The following is a 19,704-nucleotide window of genomic DNA, read 5'->3' as shown; positions in this document are numbered from 1 at the left end:
GTGGAAACCGTGCTCGCCTTCGTCGTCGGCGTCCTGATCATCGTCGTCGGCCTCGCCGTCTCCATCGGCCTGCACGAGATCGGACACCTCGTGCCCGCCAAGCTCTTCGGCGTCAAGGTGACGCAGTACATGATCGGCTTCGGCCCGACGATCTGGTCGAAGCGGCGCGGCGAGACCGAGTACGGCATCAAGGCGATCCCGCTCGGCGGCTACATCGCGATGATCGGCATGTTCCCGCCGGGCAAGGGCGAGCAGGCCGGCGAGGGGAGTACGAGCTTCCTCCGCGGCATGGTGCAGGATGCGCGCGCCTCGAGCGCCGAGTCGATCACCCCGGGCGACGAGCACCGCGCGTTCTACCTGCTGCCGGTGTGGAAGCGCGTCATCGTGATGTTCGGCGGCCCGCTGATGAACCTCCTGCTCGCGATCGTGCTGTTCGCGATCCTGCTCATGGGGTTCGGCGTCGCACAGCCGTCCACGACCATCGGCTCGGTCTCCGAGTGCGCGCTCCCGGCCACGAGCGAGCGGCAGACCTGCGAACCCGGTGATCCCGAGGCGCCCGGCGCCGAAGCCGGCCTGCAGCCCGGCGACGAGCTCCTCTCGGTCGATGGCACCGCCATCGCCTCGTGGACGGAGTCGACCGCGATCATCCGCGACCACCCCGGTCAGCCCATCGACGTGGTCGTGCTGCGCGACGGCGAGGAGGTGACCCTCGAGGTCACGCCGCTGCTCAGCGAACGGTACGTCACCGACGAGCGCGGTCGGGTCGTGACGGATGACGCGGGGGAGCCGGTCACGGTCGAGGTCGGCTTCATCGGCATCGGGCCGGCGTCGGAGACGGTGCGGCAACCCGCGACGGCGATCCTGCCCACGGTCGGCGAGAACATCACGGGCGTGGCGAACATCATCCTGAACCTGCCCCAGCGCATGGTGGACGTCGCCGAGGCCGCGTTCGGACCCGAGGAGCGCGACGCGAACGGCCCGATCAGCGTCGTCGGCGTGGGCCGCGTCGCCGGCGAGGTCGCGAGCCTCGATGAGGTGCCCGTGGCCTCGCGCGCGGCCTTCCTCGTGGGCCTGCTCGCCTCGCTCAACGTGGCGCTGTTCGTGTTCAACCTGATCCCGCTGCTGCCGCTCGACGGCGGGCACATCGCGGGCGCGCTGTGGGAGGCGATCCGCCGCGGATGGGCCAAGCTGCGCCGGCGACCCGATCCGGGTCCCGTCGACCTCGCACGCCTCATGCCGCTGACCTTCGCGGTGGTGATCGTGCTCGGCGGCATGAGCGCGCTGCTCATCTACGCCGACATCGTCAAGCCCATCAGCGTGCTCTGATCAGGCCAGCGAGCGTCGGAGGGCGTCCGCCTGGTGGCGGTGCCCGACCGTCTCGTAGCCGACGATGACGACCACCGGCGAGAGCGCCGCGAGCACGATGCCCGTGCCCATGCTCGCCCCGGCGGCGACGGCCCAGACCGCGCCGGCGAGCGGGGCGAGGCTCGCGACGAACAGGCCGATGTGGAAGGGGTCGAACTCCCGGAGCAGCAGGCTGTAGAGCGTGAAGAGCGCGACCGAGAACACGGCCACCGGGACGACGACCGTGAGCAGCGCGGCGGTGTCGTCGATGTGCGCCACGCCCTCGATGACGTAGGCGGCGACGTGGAGCCCGGCCCCGGTGGCCGCGATCGAGGCGAAGATCACGATGTGCCCGTATCCCCAGACGAAGCCGCGTTCGCGGTGGCGTGCGAGCACGCTGCCCGACGGCATGATGAAGTACACCCACCACAGGCCGAACGCGAGCATCGTGCCGCCCACGGTGACGAGGACCGCCTCGAGGTCCCATCCCTGTTCCTCCACCACGGCGCTGATGGCGAGGATGGTGCCGAGGACGACCTCGCCGAGCGTGATGATCACGAGCAGGCCGTACCGCTCGGCGATGTGGTGCGCGTGCCACGGGGTGCCGGTGCCGGCGTGCTCGGCGATGATCGGCCCGGCCATCTCGAAGGCGACGAGCAGGACCCAGGCGACGATGGCGCCCTCGAGCGGCGGGTCGACGATGAGCAGTGCGATCCAGCCGGCCTGCGCGATGGCGATGAGCACCGCGTACCGGATCGCGGTGCGCCGATGCGCCGGGTCGTGGCGGGCCGCCCGGAGCCAGAGCGCGAGCACGGCCACGCGCATGATCACGTAGCCGATGACGACCACCGTGTTCTCGAGTTCGCCGCCCGCGTCGATCGAGTCGAAGGTGGCGGGAATGCCGAGCGCGAGCAGGATCACGCCGATCATCACGACCATGGTGGCGACGCGGAAGAAGACGTCGTCGTTGTCGTACGCCGAGGCGAGCCACGCGTAGTTGATCCACGCCCACGAGATCGCGAACACTGCGAACACGAACCCGAACACGGCGGGCACGACGTGGCCGAGCTCGAGGAGGTGGGCGGTCTCGGTTCCGGCCTGGGCGAACGCGACGACGAAGACCAGGTCGAAGAACAGCTCGAGCGGCGTGGCCGAGCGGTGCGGCTCGTCCGGGTCGCGCCCGGTCATGCGACGGATGCGGTGATCGAGCCGTGCCGGCACGGATGCCGCGTGCCCGGCGTCGTCGGTGGTGGTCTCGCTCATACGACCCCTCTCGGGGCGGGCGCGCGCCCGCGTCGTGCTGACATCATGCCTCAGCGACGACGCGGACGCGTCACCCGGTCGGAACGGACCTAGCGGGACAGCAGCAGCGCCTCGCCCTGGCCGCCGCCTCCGCAGAGCGCCACGGCGGCCCGGCCGTCGCCGCGGCGGGCCAGTTCGAGCGCCGCGTGGAGCGCGAGGCGGGCCCCGGACGCGCCGATGGGGTGCCCCAGGGCGATCGCGCCGCCGTGGACGTTGACCTTCTCGTGGTCGAGCGAGAGGTCCTTCATCGACTGCAGCGACACCGCCGCGAACGCCTCGTTGATCTCGACGAGGTCGAGGTCGCCGGCCGACCATCCGGCACGGTCGAGCGCAGCGGCGATCGCGTTGGACGGCTGCGAGTGCAGGGAGTTGTCGGGACCGGCGACCTGACCGGAGGCCCCCACGACGGCGAGCCAGGGCAGGCCGCGCTCCTCGGCCCACGCGCGGCTCGCGACGACCACGGCCGCCGCGCCGTCGGAGATGGGCGAGGAGTTGCCGGCGGTGATGGCGCCGCCCTCGGCGAACGCCGGGCGGAGCCTGGCGAGCGTCTCGGGCGTGGAGTCGGGGCGGACGCCCTCGTCGGTCGTGACGACCACGGGGTCGCCCTTGCGCTGCGGGATCTCGACGGGCACGATCTCGTCGTCGAAGAGGCCGTCGGCCTGGGCGCGGCCCGCGCGCACGTGGGAGGCCGCGGCGATCTCGTCCTGTTCGGCGCGCCCGAGTCCGTAGCGTTCGTTGAAGCGCTCGGTCGAGGAGCCCATCGACTCGTGGTCGAAGGCATCGGTCAGCCCGTCGTGCGCGGTGGTGTCGAGCAGTTCGATCGATCCGTAGAGGTGGCCCTTCCGGGAGCCGGGCAGCACGTGGGGCGCGTTGGTCATCGACTCCTGGCCGCCGGCGACGACGACGTCGGCCTCGCCGAGTCGGATCATGCGCGCGGCATCCGTCACCGCGACGAGACCGGAGAGGCAGACCTTGTTGATGGTCATCGCGGGCACGCGCCACGGGATGCCCGCGGCGACCGCTGACTGCTTCGCGGGATTCTGCCCGGCCCCCGCCTGGAGCACCTGGCCCATGATGACGGCGTCGACGTCGTCGGGGGAGACGCCGGCCTTCTCGAGGGCGCCGCGGATGGCGACGGTGCCGAGTTCGACGGCGGTGCGGGTGCCGAGGCTGCCGGCGATGCGGCCGAACGGGGTGCGGGCGCCGGCGACGATGACGACGTCGGGGAAGCTCATGTCGGGTGGACTCCTTCGTCTCGGGATGCTTCGAGTCTATGCCCGCGGAGGGTCGCCGCCGCCGCCGTGCGGCCGCCGAGGCCCCCGATCGACGATGCACAGGACTGCACATCCGTACTGCGAATCTCCGCCTTGACTCTGCGTGGACGCACATCGGTACGGTGGCGGAAGTCGCACTGGAGCGGCGGCTGCCGCGGCGGTTGCCCCGAGGAACGGAAGACGCATGACCTCACTGACCGGACGGCGCGCGCTCGTGACCGGCGGGGCGAGCGGCATCGGGCTCGCCTGCGCCGAGACCCTCGCCGATGCCGGCGCCCACGTCATCATCGCCGACCTCGACGGCGAGGCCGCGGCGGCCGTCGCAACGCGGCTCGGCGGCGAGGCCTGGACCGTCGACCTCGGCGACACCGCCGCGCTCGCGGACCTCTCCCTCGACGTCGACATCCTCGTGAACAACGCGGGGCTGCAGCACGTTCGCCCCATCGAGCAGTTCGAGCCGGAGCGGTTCTCGCTGCTCCTGCGGGTCATGCTCGAGGCGCCGTTCCTGCTCATCCGCGCCGCGCTGCCGGCCATGTACGAGCGGGGGTTCGGGCGGATCGTCAACGTCTCGAGCGTGCACGGGCTCCGCGCGTCGCCGTACAAGTCCGCGTACGTGTCGGCCAAGCACGGCCTCGAGGGCCTGTCGAAGGCGACCGCGCTCGAGGCCGGACGCCACGGCGTCACCTCGAACTGCGTGAATCCGGGGTACGTGCGGACCCCGCTCGTCGAGCGGCAGATCGCCGACCAGGCGGCGGTGCACGGCATCCCCGAGGAGGACGTCGTCGAGCGGGTCATGCTCACCGAATCGGCGATCAAGCAGCTCGTCGAGCCCGGCGAGGTGGCGAGCCTCGTGCGCTGGCTCGCGAGCGACGACGCCCGCATGGTCACGGGCGCGAGCTACACGATGGACGGCGGTTGGAGCGCCCGGTGAGCCGCGGCGGCTGCCCGACCGGCCCGCGGCCCTGTACCCTCGCGATCGGGTCGCGGCGTTCGCAGAACGGATGCCGGCGCCCCGCGGTCGCGAATCGCTGACAAGGAGGTCACACGATGACACTGGACAAGACCGTCGGATCGGCCGAGGAGGCCGTCGCCGACATCCCGCACGGCGCGTCGCTCGCCGTCGGCGGGTTCGGGCTCTGCGGCATCCCCATGGTGCTGATCCAGGCCCTCCTCGAGCGGAAGGTCGGCGACCTGTCGGTCGTCTCGAACAACTGCGGCGTCGACGACTGGGGTCTCGGCGTGCTCCTCGGCGCCGGACTCATCCGGAAGATGACCTCGTCGTACGTCGGCGAGAACAAGGAGTTCGAGCGGCAGTACCTCTCGGGCGAACTCGAGCTCGAACTCACCCCGCAGGGCACGCTCGCCGAGAAGCTCCGCGCGGGCGGCGCGGGCATCGCCGCGTTCTACACGCAGACCGGCGTCGGCACGCAGGTCGCCGAGGGCGGACTCCCGCAGAAGTACGGGGCCGACGGTTCGATCGCGGTCGCGTCGAAGCCGAAGCCCGTGCAGACGTTCACGGTGCGCGGCGAGGAGCACGAGTTCGTGCTCGAGGAGGCCATCACCACCGACTTCGCGCTCGTGCACGCGCTGAAGGGCGACCGGCACGGCAACCTCGTGTTCGACAAGTCGGCGCGGAACTTCTCGCCGCTGGCCGCGATGGCCGGCCGGATCTGCATCGCCCAGGTCGAGGAACTCGTCGAGCCCGGCGAGATCGACCCCGACGCCGTGCACCTGCCGGGCATCTTCGTCGACCGCGTCGTCGAGGTCGGCGCCGACATCGAGAAGCGCATCGAACGCCGCACCGTGCGAGAGGGGAACTGACCATGGCGCTCACCCGCCTCGAGATGGCCGCGCGTGCGGCGAAGGAGCTCGGCGACGGCTCGTACGTCAACCTCGGCATCGGCCTGCCCACGCTCGTGCCGAACTACGTGCCCGACGGCGTCACCGTGGTGCTGCAATCCGAGAACGGCATCCTCGGCGTCGGTCCGTACCCGACCGAGGACCAGGTCGACCCCGATCTGATCAACGCCGGCAAGGAGACCGTCACCGTGCTGCCCGGCGCGGCCTACTTCGACTCGGCCACGAGCTTCGGCATGATCCGCGGCGGCAAGGTCGACGCGGCGATCCTCGGCGCGATGCAGGTGTCGAAGGACGGCGACCTCGCCAACTGGATGATCCCGGGGAAGATGGTCAAGGGCCCGGGCGGCGCGATGGACCTCGTGCACGGTGCACGACGCCGCATCGTACTCATGGAGCACGTCGCGAAGGACGGCTCGCCGAAGATCGTCGACTCCTGCTCGCTGCCGCTCACCGGCAGGGGCGTCGTCGACCGCATCATCACCGACCTCGCCGTGATCGACGTGACGCCCGACGGGCTCAAACTCGTCGAGCTCGCGCCCGGCGTGACCGTCGACGAGGTCGTCGAGAAGACCCAGCCGCCGCTCGACACGTCCGCGGTGGCCGCGCTCGCGTGAAGCGGGGAAGCGATACCGATCCGTGACGCGGGGGTGCGCCGGCCGGCGCACCCCCGCTGCCATGCTGGCGTCGACGGTTCCCCACCGCCCTTCCGAACAGGAGCTCCGTTGACCCGACCCGCGCGCCGCACCGCTCTGGCCACCCTCGTGCTGATCGCGGGCCTCGCGCTCGTCGGGTGCACGGCCGAGCCCGCAACAGCCCCCGCCACCACGCCGACGCCGACGCCGGCCGAGACGCCGGTCACCGAGACGCCGACGCCCGACGCCGACGGCGGGGAGGTCGCCGCCATCCTCGTCCGCGCGGACGCGGTCGAGTACCTCGACGCCTCCGGCGCACCGGTGCGGGACACGCGGGATGCCTACGCCGACCCGGTCGACGCCGCGCTCGCCCGGCTCACCGAGCTGCTCGGGGACCCCGTCGTCGAGACCTACGAGTCCCGGTACACCGAGGGCATGGGCACGCTGCACCGCTGGGACGGCCTCGCCATCGAGGAGTTCCCCGCCGGTATGGTGGCCGACGTCCCCGATGCGCCGACCTGGGGCGTCCGGCTCGAGTCCGCGTCGGCGGGCGGAATCGACCTCCTCGCGATCGACGGCATCCGGGTCGGCGATCCCGTCCCGGCCGGCCTCGAGAGGTCGGCCTGCAACTCGGCGATGGCCGAGACGGTCGGCACGCAGGGCGTCGAGGTCGACGGCAGCTCCACGGTCGTCGTCGTCCGCGCGCCCGTCTACACCGACGTCTGCGAGTGAATCGGCGGGGCCGTCCGCGCGCAGGATAGATGCCCCGTGCCGTGTCCGCCAGTCCCTCGCGGGCGCCGAGGTGCGGTGCGCACGATGGTGGGATGACCGACGCACAAGCCGTCCACGACGATCGCATCGCTCCCGACCCCGAGGACGCGCGGAAGCCCGACTCCCCGCCCGAGGTCTCGAAGCGGTCGTGGAAGTACGTGATCCGGAAGACGTTCCGGGAGTTCGTCGACGACCAGTGCCAGGACAGTGCTGCCGCGCTCACGTACTACGGTGTGCTCGCGCTGTTCCCGGGGCTGCTGGCGCTCACGTCGCTGCTCGCGCTCGTCGGCCAGGGCGGCAGCGCGATCGACGAGCTGCTGCGGGTGCTCGAGGGCGTGGCGCCGCCCGAGGTGCTCCAGGTGCTCAGCGAACCGCTGCGGAACTTCGCCGACTCGCCGGCGGCCGGACTCGGCTTCGTCACGGGTCTCGTGATCGCGCTGTGGTCCGCGTCCGGCTACGTGGGCGCGTTCGGCCGCGCCATGAACCGCATCTACGAGATCGAGGAGGGGCGGCCGTTCTGGAAGCTCCGCCCGATCCAGCTCGGCGTGACCGTCGCGGCCGTCGTGCTGGTGGCCGTGGTCGCCGTGATCCTCGTCGTCTCCGGACCCGTGACCGAGGCCATCGGGTCGGCGCTCGGGCTGGGCGAGTCCGTCCGGATCGTCTGGGAGATCGCGAAGTGGCCGTTGCTCGCGGTCATCGTCGTCGTCATCGTCGCGCTGCTCTACCACGCGACCCCCAACGCCAAGCAGCCGAAGTTCCGCTGGATCAGCCTCGGCGCGCTGCTGGCGATCATCGTGCTGGTCATCGCGTCCGCGGGCTTCGCGCTCTACGTCGCCAACTTCTCGAACTACGACCGCACCTACGGGTCGCTCGCGGGCGCCATCGTGTTCCTGCTGTGGCTCTGGATCGCGAACAACGCCCTCCTGTTCGGCGCGGAGTTCGACGCCGAGCTCGAGCGCGGACGCGAACTGCAGGCGGGGATCCCCGCCGAGGAGCGGATCCAGCTCCCGCCGCGGGACACCCGGAAGATGGACAAGGCGGAGGAGAAGCGCAAGGAGGACGTCCGCATCGGCCGTCGCCTCCGCGAGGCGAACACCGCGGCGAAGCAGCGCGCCGAGGCGCGCGGCGACGGCGACGGGGAGGATTCCGGGCGGTAGGACGCCGGCCGCGAAGCATCCGTTCGATTGAGGTGCCGCCCAGCGGGGCCGCCCTAAACTGACACCGTGCCTGCTGTGAATATCGGAATGCCGAAGGTCCCCGAAGTCCTGGCCCCCCGACGCAAGTCGCGCCAGATCAAGGTGGGCAAGGTGCTCGTCGGCGGTGACGCGCCCGTGAGCGTGCAGTCGATGACCACCACGCCGACGCCGAACATCAATGCGACCCTCCAGCAGATCGCCGAGCTCACCGCCTCCGGCTGCGACATCGTCCGCGTCGCCGTGCCGAGCCGCGACGACGCCGAGGCGCTCCCGATCATCGCGAAGAAGAGCCAGATCCCGGTCATCGCCGACATCCACTTCCAGCCGAACTACGTGTACGCCGCCATCGACGCCGGCTGCGCCGCGGTGCGCGTGAACCCGGGCAACATCCGCAAGTTCGACGACCAGGTCGGCGAGATCGCTCGGCGCGCCAAGGAGGCGGGCGTCTCGATCCGCATCGGCGTGAACGCCGGCTCGCTCGACCCGCGCCTGCTGCAGAAGTACGGCAAGGCGACCGCCGAGGCGCTCGTCGAGTCGGCCGTGTGGGAGGCGAGTCTGTTCGAGGAGCACGACTTCCACGACTTCAAGATCTCGGTCAAGCACAACGACCCGATCGTCATGGTGAAGGCGTACCGGATGCTGGCGGAGCGGGGCGACTGGCCGCTGCACCTCGGCGTGACCGAGGCCGGCCCGGCGTTCCAGGGCACCATCAAGTCGGCGACCGCGTTCGGGATCCTGCTCGGCGAGGGCATCGGCGACACCATCCGCGTGTCCCTGTCGGCGCCGCCCGTCGAGGAGGTGAAGGTCGGCCTGCAGATCCTGCAGTCCCTGAACCTCCGCGAGCGCAAGCTCGAGATCGTGTCGTGCCCGTCGTGCGGCCGCGCCCAGGTCGACGTGTACAAGCTCGCCAACGACGTGACCGACGGCCTCGAGGGCATGAGCGTGCCGCTGCGCGTCGCGGTCATGGGCTGCGTCGTCAACGGCCCGGGCGAGGCCCGCGAAGCCGACCTCGGCGTCGCATCCGGCAACGGCAAGGGCCAGATCTTCGTCAAGGGCGAGGTCATCAAGACCGTCCCCGAGTCCGAGATCGTCCAGACCCTCATCGCCGAGGCGAACCGCATCGCCGACGAGATGGGCGCCGACGCGCCCGTCGGCACCCCGCAGGTCGTCACGTCCTGATCGGTCCGGGCGCGGCATCCGCCGTCGGTAGAATTCCCGGGTGCCCACACGCCTGACGAACTTCTTCCTCCGCACGCTCCGCGAAGACCCCGCCGACGCGGAGGTCACGAGCCATAAGCTGCTCGTCCGCGCCGGCTACATCCGCCGGCAGGCGCCCGGCGTGTTCGCCTGGCTGCCGCTCGGCCTGCGGGTGAAGGCGAAGATCGAGCGCGTCATCCGCGAGGAGATGGAGCGGGCGGGCGCGCACGAGGTGCACTTCCCGGCGCTGCTCCCGCGTGAGCCGTACGAGCAGACCGGCCGGTGGACCGAGTACGGCGACGCGCTGTTCCGGTTGAAGGACCGCAAGGACGCCGACTACCTCCTGGCGCCCACGCACGAGGAGGTCTTCACGCTGCTCGTGAAGGACCTCTACTCCTCGTACAAGGAACTGCCGCTCACGATCTACCAGATCCAGGACAAGTACCGCGACGAGGCGCGTCCGCGCGCGGGCCTCCTCCGGGGCCGTGAGTTCACGATGAAGGACGCGTACTCGTTCGACGTGAGCGATGCGGGCCTCGACGCGTCGTACCAGGCGCAGCGCGACGCCTACGAGCGCATCTTCCAGCGCCTCGGCCTCGACTACGTGATCGTGCAGGCCGACGCCGGCGCCATGGGCGGGTCCAAGAGCGAGGAGTTCCTCCACCCCACTCCCGTCGGCGAGGACACCTTCGTCCGCTCGGCCGGCGGCTACGCCGCCAACGTCGAGGCGTTCACGACCGTCGCGCCCGAGCCGATCCCGTTCGACGACCTGCCGCCCGCGGTGATCCTCGACTCGCCGAACACGCCGACGATCCAGACGCTCGTCGACCTCGCCAACGACCGCTACCCGCGCCCCGACGGGCGCCCGTGGACGGCGGCCGACACGCTGAAGAACGTGGTGCTCGCCCTCACCCACCCGGATGGCACGCGCGAGCTCGTCGTCGTCGGCATCCCGGGCGACCGCGAGGTCGACGCCAAGCGCGTCGAGGTGGCCTTCGCGCCGGCCGAGGTCGAGGCCGCGACCGAGGAGGACTTCGCGCGCAATCCCGGGCTGGTCAAGGGCTACATCGGGCCGTGGTCGCCCGACGGAGCCGTGCTCGGGGCCGAGTCCGTCACCGGCATCCGCTACCTCGTCGACCCGCGCGTCGTCGACGGCACCGAGTGGATCACCGGGGCCAACCTCGACGAGAAGCACGTGTTCGGCCTCGTCGCGGGACGCGACTTCGTCGCCGACGGCACCGTCGAGGCGGCGAACGTGCGCGCCGGCGACCCGGCCCCCGACGGCTCGGGACCGGTGGAGCTCGCCCGCGGCATGGAGATCGGCCACGTGTTCCAGCTGGGCCGCAAGTACGCCGACGCGCTCGGCCTCAAGGTGCTCGACGAGAACGGCAAGCTCGCCACCGTGACCATGGGCTCGTACGGGATCGGCGTGACCCGCATCCTGGCGATCATCGCCGAGCTGCACAACGACGACAAGGGCCTCATCTGGCCCGCCGCCGTCGCCCCCTTCGACGTGCACGTGCTCGCGACCGGCAAGGACGCCGCGGCGTTCGAGGCGGCCGAGCGCATCGTCGCCGACCTCGAGGCGGCCCGGTTCGAGGTCCTCTTCGACGACCGTCCGAAGCTCTCGCCGGGCGTGAAGTTCGCCGACGCCGAGCTCATCGGCGTTCCGAAGATCGTCATCGCCGGCCGCGGGGTCGCCGACGGCGTCGTCGAGGTGTGGGACCGGGCGACCGGGGAACGCACGAGCGTGCCGATCGACGGCGTGGTCGCGGCCCTCGGGTCCTGACCCGCACCGCGCTCCGCGAACGCGAACGCCCCCGAGCCCTCACGGGCCGGGGGCGTTCGCGCATCGTGGTCGGTGCGCCTCACATCTTGGCGTAGCGGGCCCGGGCGAAGCAGAAGATGCCGTAGACCACGAGCCCGGCCCCGACGAGCCAGAGGATGACCACGCCGAACGGCAGGTCGGACAGGCTCTTCAGCGCCGCATCCAGACCTCCCGCGGCCTCTGCGTCCGCGGTGACGGCCGCGACGACGAACAGCACGCCGACGATGCCGACCGCGATGCCCTTGGCGATGTACCCGACGGTGCCGAAGACGAGGATGCCGCGCCGGGCGGCGCCGCTGCCCGGCAGCTCCAGGTGCTCCTCGAACTTGCGCGTCGCACCGCGGTAGACGAAGGCGACGCCGACGCCCGCGACGACGAGGCCCACGAGCACCAGGAGGAACACGCCGCCCGGCGTGGCGAGCAGCTGCGCGCTGAGCGTCTGGGTGGACTGGTCGCCGTCCGACCGCCCGCCGAGCGCGTAGACGAGGGCGGTGACGCCGATCGTGACGTAGGCGATCGCCGTGCCGACGTACTTGACCCGGTAGCCCCACTTCTTCTTCGAATCGGGGTCGCGCACGAGGAAGGCCTCGGCCACCTGCCAGAGCCCGAGCGCGAACAGGCCGAGCGCGATGAGCCACAGCAGCACGAGCCCGAACGGCCAGCTGGCGACCTGCTGCATGGCCCCGCCCTGGTCGGCCTCCCCGCCGGCGCCCTGCGCGACCGAGATGGCGATCGTCCCGATGACGATGTGGACGATCCCGAGGACCACGTATCCGATGCGGGCGAGGGACTTGAGGATGCGGGAGTTCTGCGCCGCGTTGGCGGCCGACTTGCCGGTAGCCGAGCTCATGCGCTCAGCGTAGTGAGGGGAGGCCCTCGAACGGCAGTGGCCGCCGAGTGCTTGCCCGCGCGGTTCGCGCAGTGCTAGGGCGAGCGGTCGCCGGTCCGCCGTTCCCGCGCCGGTCGGGCGGCGTTCACCCCGGCGTCGACGTGCGGACGCCGGACCGTCACCGCGCCCCGCGAGGCTCGGCGCGTCCCCGCGACCCGAACCGCGCCCGACCTGCGCGCCTGAACGAGGAGCTGCCATGGCCCTGCCCGACCTCCGACTGTCCGTCGTGGACCACGCACGCGGCAAGCGATCGCCCGTGACGTGCCGACTGAAGTGCGCCGACGCGTGCCTCGGCCCCGAGTGCAACACGTCCGCGAACCCCGAGTTCCGCTCGCTCGCCTCGGCCGCGCTGTCGCGGCGCGCCCTGCTCGGCATGGGGGCGGCCGGGGCGGTCGCGATCGCCGTGGGCGACGCGTTCGGCGCGGCGCCGGCGCAGGCGGCCCCGGGCAGGGGTGCCGTCGCGGCATCCGGACTGCCCTTCGAGCCGATCGCCCCCGTCGCGTCGACCGTCGACGAGTTCACCGTGCCCGCCGGATACCGGTGGTCGGCGCTCGTGCGGTGGGGCGACCCGATCTTCCCGGACGCACCCGGCTTCGACCTCGCGAACCAGACCCCGGCCGCGCAGGCGCGCCAGTTCGGCTACAACGTCGACTACATCGACGTCATCGCCGACGAGGGCGGGCTCACGGGCGTGCTCGTCGCGAACCACGAGTACGTGAATCCCGCGATCATGTTCCCGCCGTCGAGCGATCCGGCCGAGCTCCGCATGCGCAGCGAGATCTACAAGGCGGCGCAGGGCATGGCCGTCGTCGAGGTCGAGCGCGATGCGATCGGCGCGCCTTGGCGCATCGTCGTCGGGGGTCGCCGGAACCGCCGGCTCACGGTCGACAGCGAGTTCGCGCTCACGGGTCCGGCCGCGGGCTCCGACCTCGTGCGCACGGCGGCCGACCCGTCGGGCCGGACGGTGCTCGGCACGCTGGGCAACTGCGCGGGCGGCACGACGCCGTGGGGCACGGTGCTCTCGGGCGAGGAGAACTTCAACGGCTACTTCTCCGCACCGGCCGACACGCCCTCGCGGGCGCGATACGGGTTCCGTCAGGCACCGACCTCCACCGGGTGGGAGACGTGGGACCGTCGCTTCGACGGCACCGCGCCGGGGTACGAGAACGAGGCGAACCGGTTCGGCTACATCGTCGAGATCGACCCGCAGGACCCGACGTCCACGCCCGTGAAGCACACCGCGATGGGGCGTTTCAAGCACGAGGGCGCCAACGTCCGCATCGCCGAGGACGGCCGCGTGGTCGCGTACATGGGCGACGACGAGCGCGGCGACTACCTCTACAAGTTCGTCTCGAAGCACCGCTACAACCCGAATCGAGCGGATGCCGCGGCCCGGAAGCAGAACCTGCGACTGCTCGCCGAGGGCGACCTGTTCGTCGCCCGGTTCTCGGGCGACTCGCCGGCCTCCGAGATCACCGGAACGGGCGCCCTGCCCTCCGACGGGGCCTTCGACGGCACGGGGGAGTGGATCGCGCTGACGCGGAAGGGGCGCAGCGCCGTCCCCGGCATGAGCGTCGAGGAGGTGCTCGTGCACACGCGCCTCGCCGCCGACCGGGTCGGGGCGACGAAGATGGACCGCTGCGAGGACGTCGAGCCGCACCCGACGACCGGGCGGGTGTACGTGGCCTGCACGAACAACACGCGTCGCGGGCTCGACTACGCGGTCGACGAGGCGAACCCACGCGCCGCGAACCGCGACGGCCACGTCATCGAGCTGACCGAGCTCGACGGGCAGGGCGGCACCCGGTTCTCGTGGAGCATCCTGCTGCTCTGCGGCGACCCCGCGGGCATCTCGCAGACCTACTTCGCCGGCTACCCGAAGGAGCTCGTCTCGCCCATCTCGTGCCCCGACAACGTCGCGTTCGACGGCGAGGGCAACCTCTGGATCTCCACCGATGGCGCGCCGTCGACGATCCGGAAGAACGACGGGCTGTTCAAGGTGCCGCTGGAGGGACCCGAGCGGGGGCGCGTGCAGCAGTTCCTCTCGGTGCCGCGCGACGCCGAGACGTGCGGGCCGATCATCCGCGACGACGAGGGCATGGTGTTCGTGGCTGTGCAGCACCCGGGCGAGGACGGCACGTTCGCGGCGCCGACCTCCCGGTTCCCCGACTACGGCTCGACGGCACCGGGCGCGGCCGCTGCGCCGCGTCCGTCGGTGGTGCAGGTCTGGCGCGGCTGACGCCGAGCAGGGGGCGACGGATGCCGCGGCGGCATCCGTCGCCTCTCGTGCTCAGTCCTCGTGGTGCAGGTGGTCGCGGTGCTTCGTCGCCTGCCGGCGCGCGGTCGCCACGTCGATGGGGCCGGTGACCGAGCGCTCGTCGGTCCAGCACTCGATGCCCGTGACGTCGGGCATGAGGTCGCGCGTGAACACCGGGTCGCGGCCCTGCCGTCGCTGGTGGGTGTAGTCGCGCATCAACCGGAACGCCAGGCCCGACAGCAGGCCGATCGCGATGAGGTTCACGAGCGCCATCAGCCCCATGATGCCGTCGGCGGTGTTCCAGATGAGGTCGCTGCCCGCGATCGAGCCCACGAAGATGGCCACCACGACGAGCGAACGGTACGTCGTGAGCACCCACGGCCGCGTGGTGATGAACTCGATGTTGGACTCGCCGTAGTAGTAGTTGCCGAGGATCGACGAGAAGGCGAGGAGGAACACGACGACCGTGAGCAGGATGCTCGCCCAGCCGCCGAGGTTCGCCACCATCGCGTCCTGCGTGAGCCCGATGCCGCGCTCGGCGTTCGCGAGGTCGGGGTTCGAGACGAGGATGATGAACGCCGTGATGGAGCACACGAGGAAGGTGTCGAAGTAGACCCCGAGGGTCTGCACGAGGCCCTGCTTGACCGGGTGGGTGACCGCGGCGCTCGCGCCCGCGTTCGGCGCCGAACCGAGGCCGGCCTCGTTCGAGAACATGCCCCGCTTGACGCCGGTCATGATGATCGTGCCGAGGGCGGCGCCGAGGAGTTCGTTGTAGCCGAAGGCCTGCGTGAAGATCGACGCGAACACCTCGGGCAGGCGCGTGATGTTCATGGCGACGATCACGAGTCCGACGAGCAGGTAGATGAGGGCCATGAGCGGCACGACGGCCTGCGTCACGTGCGCGATGCGCCGCACGCCGCCGAAGACGACGAGTCCGGTCAGCGTCGCGAGGACCGCCCCGACGGCCCAGGCGACCCAGCCCGCAGCCCCGTCGGGCGCGACCGTCGAGGTGAAGCTCGCGCTGATGGTGTTCGCCTGCAGCGACGAGAAGGCGAAGGGGAAGCAGAGGATGAGGATGACCGCGAAGAGGATGCCGGCCCAGCGCGCCTTGAGGCCGCGCTCGATGTAGTACGCCGGGCCGCCGCGGAAGCCGTCCTTGTCGCGCACCTTGAACAGCTGGCCGAGGGAGGACTCGACGAACGCCGACGCCCCGCCGATGAAGGCCATGAGCCACATCCAGAAGATCGCGCCGGCACCGCCCACCGCGATGGCCGTGCCGACGCCCGCGATGTTGCCCACGCCCACGCGGGACGCCGCCGAGATCGTGAAGGCCTGGAACGCCGAGACGGACTGCGGGCGGCCCGTCTCGTCGCGGGGCGTCTTGTCGGTGAGCGTGCGGAACATCTCCGGGATGAGCCGGAACTGCACGACGCCCGAGCGCACCGTGAAGTAGATCCCGAGGATCGCCACCACGGGCAGCACGATCCAGGTCCAGAGGGTGTCGCCCGCGGCGAGCACGAGGTCGTTCAGCGCATCCATGCGCCCAGCATGCCAGTCGGGCGGCCGATCGCCCGCGCATCACGGGCGGGTGCGTGCCGGGCGGCCGAGGTCAGCGCGGTGGTGCCGTGCGCCGGAGGCGCTCGTGCGCCAAACGCTCGACGGCGTCGGCGGCCGCCCCGGCGGCATCCGCCTCCCGCAGTCTGCGGCCGAGTCGGGCGGCCCCGGCCCGCGCCCCGTCGTCGGCGAGCATGGCCGTCACCACTCGGGCGATCCGCTCGGAGGGTGCCGATTTCGGGAGCACGATCCCGGCCCCGACGCGTTGGACGGAGCGGCCGATCAGGGGCTGGTCGAGCAGGGGGTGCATCGGCATGGTGATCACGGGCAGGCCGTGCGCGAGGGCGCGGAAGGTCGTGGAGTGACCGCCGTGCCCGATGAGGAGCGACGCCCGCGGGAACAGCTCGCCGTGGTCGACTCGCTCGAGCACGCGCACGTTCCGCGGCACCCGCAGCGGTCGGTCCGGCGGCAGGCCCCCGAGCGTGAGCACGCCGCGGACCGGCAGCGAGCCGAGCGCGTTCGCGATGCGCTGGTAGGCCTCCGTCTGGCCGGGGAACCACGTGGTCGAGAGGCTCACGACCACGAGCGGGGGAGCGGCGAGCTGCGGTTCGACCGCCGCGCCGGCCTCGATCGGGCCGACCCACTCCGACGCCTGCGCGAGCGGCGTCCGCCGCGCCGACGCGGGGTCGAGCGCAACGTCCGAGGTCACGATGCGTCCTGCCGCGCGCGACCACGCGGTCAGCGGGTCGGTGCCCCGCAGCCGGGCCGCGACGCCGACGGGGCCGCGTCGGTACGACCGCTGCCAGAACTCCAGGTAGGTGTGGAAGAGCACGGCCGTCGGGACCGAGACGGCTCCCGCGCCGCGCACCGACGAGGACATGAGGCAGTCCACGATCGCGGCGTCCGAACCGGCGGTCGCCCGGCGGACCTCGTCCTCGAGGGCCCGGTCGGCGGCCAGCCGGGTGGTCTCGGCGATCGCGGCGGGCACGGAGCGGCGCACGCCGGAGTCCCAGAAGTCCAGCGACGCGAGCGGGCGGAATCCGTGCCCCGCGCGTGCGACCGAGGCGGCCTGGCGCCGGTGGCCCAGCACCTCGACGCGATGGCCCCGGCCTGCGAGCTCGTCGGCGATGCGGAGCGCCGGCGGGACGTTGCCGCCCGCGTCGACGGTGACGATGGCGATGGCGATGGCGGACATGGCGATCTCCCTCAGTGCGCGGTGTCCGGGTCGAGTCGGCGGGTGACGGATGCCACGAGCGCGAGCATGCGCTCGAGCGTCTCGTCGCGAGTGCGGCCGGCGTCGCGCCGCCACAGCTTCCACACCGAGAGGTCGGTGGCGGCCACGAGCAGGTCCACCGCCCGTTCACGACGGTCGACGGGCAGCCGGCCGAGGGTGTGCGCGAACGTGCGTGCGACCCATTCGCGGTGCAGTCGGCGCCCGCCCGCCGTGATCTCGGCGGCCAGCGGTTCCCACCGTTCCTGGCCCACGAGCAGCAGGACGCCGTCGCCCCGGGCCTCGTAGTGGTCGACGAGGGCGGCGACGGTCGCGGGCACGTCGTCGGGATCGATCCTCCGCTCGGCGAGGACGTGCGCGGTGGCCCGCTCGCGGGCCGCGGCGAACAGGTCGTCGCGCGTGCCGTAGGCGCGGAGGACCGTCTGCACCGAGACCCCCGCGCGCTCGGCGATCGCCGGCAGCGTGCATCGGGCGAGCGGCCGGTCTCCGGCGAGTGAGACGACCGCGTCGAGGATGCGCTCGCGGGTCTGCTGCACTCGGTCGGCCCGGACGCGCATGGTGTACGCGCGAGTGGATTTCATGTCAGTCCCCATTAACGCTGAACTCTGTTTCGGTGTCAATACCCGTACACACGGAATCTCCCGTCCTGCGGATGAGGTCGTCCACGGCATCCGCTACGCTTGAGTGTTCCGCCCGGTGGGGGAGCGGACCCGAGAGTTGAATAGAGGAGGCCGGAATGGACATCGACCTCAGCGTGCTCCGCATGATGGAGCGCGAGAAGGAGATCCCGTTCGACGAACTGGTGCAGATCATCGAGCAGGCGATCCTGATGGCCTACCTCAAGCACACCAACCCCGCGCAGCACGGGCACGCCAACCCGCGCGGCGCCCGCGCCCACCTCGACCGCAAGACGGGTCACGTCTCGATCTACGTGCCCGAGCTCGACGACGAGGGCAACGTCATCGGCGAGGCCGAGGACTCGCCGAGCGACTTCGGCCGCATCGCCGCGTTCGCCGCGAAGCAGGTCATCAACCAGCGCCTTCGCGACCTCGCCGACGACGCCGTGCTCGGTGAGTTCCGCGGGCGCGAGGGCGACATCGTCGCGGGCGTCATCCAGCAGGGCCCCAATCCGCGGATGGTGCACATCGACCTCGGCACCGTCGAGGCGATCCTGCCCCCCGAGGAGCAGGTGCCCGGCGAGGAGTACCCGCACGGCCAGCGCATCCGCGTGTACGTCACGAGCGTCGCGAAGGGCGCCAAGGGGCCGTCGATCACGGTCTCGCGCACGCACCCCGCACTCGTGCGCAAGCTCTTCGCGCTCGAGGTCCCCGAGATCGCCTCGGGCGTCGTCGAGATCGTCTCCCTCGCCCGCGAGGCCGGACACCGCACCAAGATCGCCGTCCGCGCGAACCAGCCCGGCGTGAACGCCAAGGGCGCGTGCATCGGCGAGCTCGGCCAGCGCGTCCGTGCGGTCACCGCCGAGCTCGGCAACGAGAAGATCGACATCGTCGACTGGAACGAGGACCTGGCGACGTTCGTCGCGTCGGCGCTGTCGCCGGCCAAGGTCACGAGCGCCTTCGTGATCGACGAGGGCACGCGTGCCGTGCGCGCGCTCGTGCCCGACTACCAGCTGTCGCTCGCGATCGGCAAGGAGGGCCAGAACGCCCGCCTGGCCGCCAAGCTGACCGGCGCGAAGATCGACATCCAGCCGGACTCGGTCCTCGACCAGGCGTGACTCGGCCGCGCTCCGGGCGTTGTCCGGAGACGCACAGGCCGGAGGTGTAGGATGGATCCCGTCAGAACGTGCATCGGATGCCGTTCGCGCGCTCCGCGGTCCTCACTTCTGAGGGTCGTCGCCCAGCAATCCCGAGTCCTCGCCGATACGTCGGCGGTGCTCCCCGGGCGGGGTGCGTGGCTCCATCCGACGCTCGAGTGCCTCCGACTCGCCCAGCGACGCCGCGCCTTCGGGCGCGCGCTCCGCGTGACCGGCGAGCTGGACACATCCGATCTGGAGAACAGGCTGAACGGCTAATGGACAACTCATGAGCGGCTCGAAATGAGACCCGTCCGTCATTGATGGTCCCCCTGTTTCGGGGTGGACCCGGAACAGGAGAGAAGTGGCTGCCAAACCACGCGTACACGAGATCGCCAGCGAACTCGGCGTCGACAGCAAGGTCGCGCTCGAGAAGCTGAAGGAGATGGGCGAATACGTCAAGGGCCCGTCGTCCTCGATCGAACCCCCCGTCGCCCGTCGCCTGCGGGCCGCCCTCGAGGCGGTCGGCGGCGCGAGCAAGCCCGCCGAGGCGCCCAAGGCCTCGTCGGCGAAGCCGGGCCCCAAGCCCGGTCCGAAGCCCCCCGCAGCGCCCGAG

At 71.5% G+C, this 19,704-nt stretch carries 18 protein-coding genes; 12 read left to right on the top strand and 6 right to left on the bottom strand.

Going from position 1 to position 19,704, the window contains the following annotated elements:
* A complete protein-coding gene (locus tag AVP42_RS05885) occupies window positions 1–1,326 on the top strand; it encodes an RIP metalloprotease (protein WP_231878554.1) in 1,326 nt (441 codons plus the stop codon).
* Here the strand turns inward: AVP42_RS05885 and AVP42_RS05880 are convergent, their stop codons facing one another.
* Both AVP42_RS05880 and AVP42_RS05875 read right to left on the bottom strand, forming a co-directional pair.
* A complete protein-coding gene (locus AVP42_RS05880) occupies window positions 1,327–2,607 on the bottom strand; it encodes a low temperature requirement protein A (protein WP_082847039.1) in 1,281 nt (426 codons plus the stop codon). It abuts the gene before it with no gap.
* Between the two features lie 89 nt (window positions 2,608–2,696).
* Window positions 2,697–3,881 carry an acetyl-CoA C-acetyltransferase gene (locus AVP42_RS05875; RefSeq protein ID WP_067947052.1) on the bottom strand — a complete coding sequence of 395 codons (1,185 nt, stop codon included), beginning with the start codon at window positions 3,879–3,881 and terminating at the stop codon, window positions 2,697–2,699.
* Window positions 3,882–4,104: 223 nt separating this feature from the next.
* On the opposite strand from AVP42_RS05875, the gene AVP42_RS05870 reads away from it, so the two are divergent.
* The 7 genes from AVP42_RS05870 to AVP42_RS05840 all read left to right on the top strand — a co-directional run bounded on the left by AVP42_RS05870 (window position 4,105) and on the right by AVP42_RS05840 (window position 11,365).
* The gene (locus AVP42_RS05870) at window positions 4,105–4,851 is read left to right on the top strand and encodes a 3-hydroxybutyrate dehydrogenase (protein ID WP_067947050.1); all 747 of its coding nucleotides are present in this window, start codon (window positions 4,105–4,107) and stop codon (window positions 4,849–4,851) included.
* A gap of 116 nt (window positions 4,852–4,967) precedes the next feature.
* A complete protein-coding gene (locus AVP42_RS05865) occupies window positions 4,968–5,741 on the top strand; it encodes a CoA transferase subunit A (protein WP_067947048.1) in 774 nt (257 codons plus the stop codon).
* Window positions 5,742–5,743: 2 nt separating this feature from the next.
* Window positions 5,744–6,394, top strand: a complete 651-nt coding sequence (locus AVP42_RS05860; protein WP_197466970.1) for a CoA transferase subunit B — start codon at window positions 5,744–5,746, stop codon at window positions 6,392–6,394.
* 108 nt (window positions 6,395–6,502) lie between these two features.
* Window positions 6,503–7,144, top strand: coding sequence for a hypothetical protein (locus AVP42_RS05855; RefSeq protein WP_067947046.1), 642 nt, complete (start codon window positions 6,503–6,505; stop codon window positions 7,142–7,144).
* Between the two features lie 92 nt (window positions 7,145–7,236).
* The gene (locus AVP42_RS05850) at window positions 7,237–8,340 is read left to right on the top strand and encodes a YihY/virulence factor BrkB family protein (RefSeq protein WP_067947044.1); all 1,104 of its coding nucleotides are present in this window, start codon (window positions 7,237–7,239) and stop codon (window positions 8,338–8,340) included.
* A gap of 87 nt (window positions 8,341–8,427) precedes the next feature.
* On the top strand, window positions 8,428–9,558 hold the full coding sequence (gene ispG / locus AVP42_RS05845) for a flavodoxin-dependent (E)-4-hydroxy-3-methylbut-2-enyl-diphosphate synthase (protein ID WP_067947042.1): 1,131 nt from the start codon (window positions 8,428–8,430) through the stop codon (window positions 9,556–9,558).
* Between the two features lie 40 nt (window positions 9,559–9,598).
* Window positions 9,599–11,365 (top strand): proline--tRNA ligase, encoded by a 1,767-nt coding sequence (locus AVP42_RS05840; protein ID WP_197466969.1) that lies wholly within the window; start codon window positions 9,599–9,601, stop codon window positions 11,363–11,365.
* Between the two features lie 79 nt (window positions 11,366–11,444).
* Here AVP42_RS05840 and AVP42_RS05835 read toward each other — a convergent pair whose 3' ends face one another.
* On the bottom strand, window positions 11,445–12,254 hold the full coding sequence (locus tag AVP42_RS05835) for a DUF1206 domain-containing protein (RefSeq protein ID WP_082847038.1): 810 nt from the start codon (window positions 12,252–12,254) through the stop codon (window positions 11,445–11,447).
* A 235-nt stretch (window positions 12,255–12,489) separates the two neighbouring features.
* Here AVP42_RS05835 and AVP42_RS05830 point away from each other — a divergent pair, with 235 nt between their 5' ends.
* Window positions 12,490–14,532: a PhoX family phosphatase gene (locus AVP42_RS05830; RefSeq protein WP_067947040.1), complete on the top strand. Its 2,043-nt coding sequence runs from the start codon at window positions 12,490–12,492 to the stop codon at window positions 14,530–14,532.
* A 51-nt stretch (window positions 14,533–14,583) separates the two neighbouring features.
* On the opposite strand, the gene AVP42_RS05825 is transcribed toward AVP42_RS05830, so the two are convergent.
* The 3 genes from AVP42_RS05825 to AVP42_RS05815 all read right to left on the bottom strand — a co-directional run bounded on the left by AVP42_RS05825 (window position 14,584) and on the right by AVP42_RS05815 (window position 17,916).
* The gene (locus tag AVP42_RS05825; RefSeq protein ID WP_067947038.1) at window positions 14,584–16,089 is read right to left on the bottom strand and encodes a sodium:alanine symporter family protein; all 1,506 of its coding nucleotides are present in this window, start codon (window positions 16,087–16,089) and stop codon (window positions 14,584–14,586) included.
* 70 nt (window positions 16,090–16,159) lie between these two features.
* Window positions 16,160–17,299, bottom strand: coding sequence for a glycosyltransferase (locus tag AVP42_RS05820; RefSeq protein WP_067947035.1), 1,140 nt, complete (start codon window positions 17,297–17,299; stop codon window positions 16,160–16,162).
* Window positions 17,300–17,310: 11 nt separating this feature from the next.
* On the bottom strand, window positions 17,311–17,916 hold the full coding sequence (locus AVP42_RS05815; protein ID WP_197466968.1) for a TetR/AcrR family transcriptional regulator: 606 nt from the start codon (window positions 17,914–17,916) through the stop codon (window positions 17,311–17,313).
* Between the two features lie 155 nt (window positions 17,917–18,071).
* On the opposite strand from AVP42_RS05815, the gene nusA reads away from it, so the two are divergent.
* The 3 genes from nusA to AVP42_RS05800 all read left to right on the top strand — a co-directional run.
* Window positions 18,072–19,070: a transcription termination factor NusA gene (gene nusA / locus AVP42_RS05810; RefSeq protein ID WP_067947032.1), complete on the top strand. Its 999-nt coding sequence runs from the start codon at window positions 18,072–18,074 to the stop codon at window positions 19,068–19,070.
* Window positions 19,071–19,121: 51 nt separating this feature from the next.
* Window positions 19,122–19,367 carry a YlxR family protein gene (locus tag AVP42_RS05805; RefSeq protein ID WP_067947030.1) on the top strand — a complete coding sequence of 82 codons (246 nt, stop codon included), beginning with the start codon at window positions 19,122–19,124 and terminating at the stop codon, window positions 19,365–19,367.
* 85 nt (window positions 19,368–19,452) lie between these two features.
* On the top strand, window positions 19,453–19,704 hold a 252-nt coding region (locus AVP42_RS05800), incomplete at its 3' end, for a translation initiation factor IF-2 N-terminal domain-containing protein (protein ID WP_157356745.1).

Source organism: Agromyces sp. NDB4Y10, assembly GCF_001620055.1.
Lineage (GTDB): Bacteria > Actinomycetota > Actinomycetes > Actinomycetales > Microbacteriaceae > Agromyces > Agromyces indicus.
The sequence above is the reverse complement of the archived record's forward strand: the minus strand, read 5'-3'. Positions and strand labels throughout refer to the sequence as shown.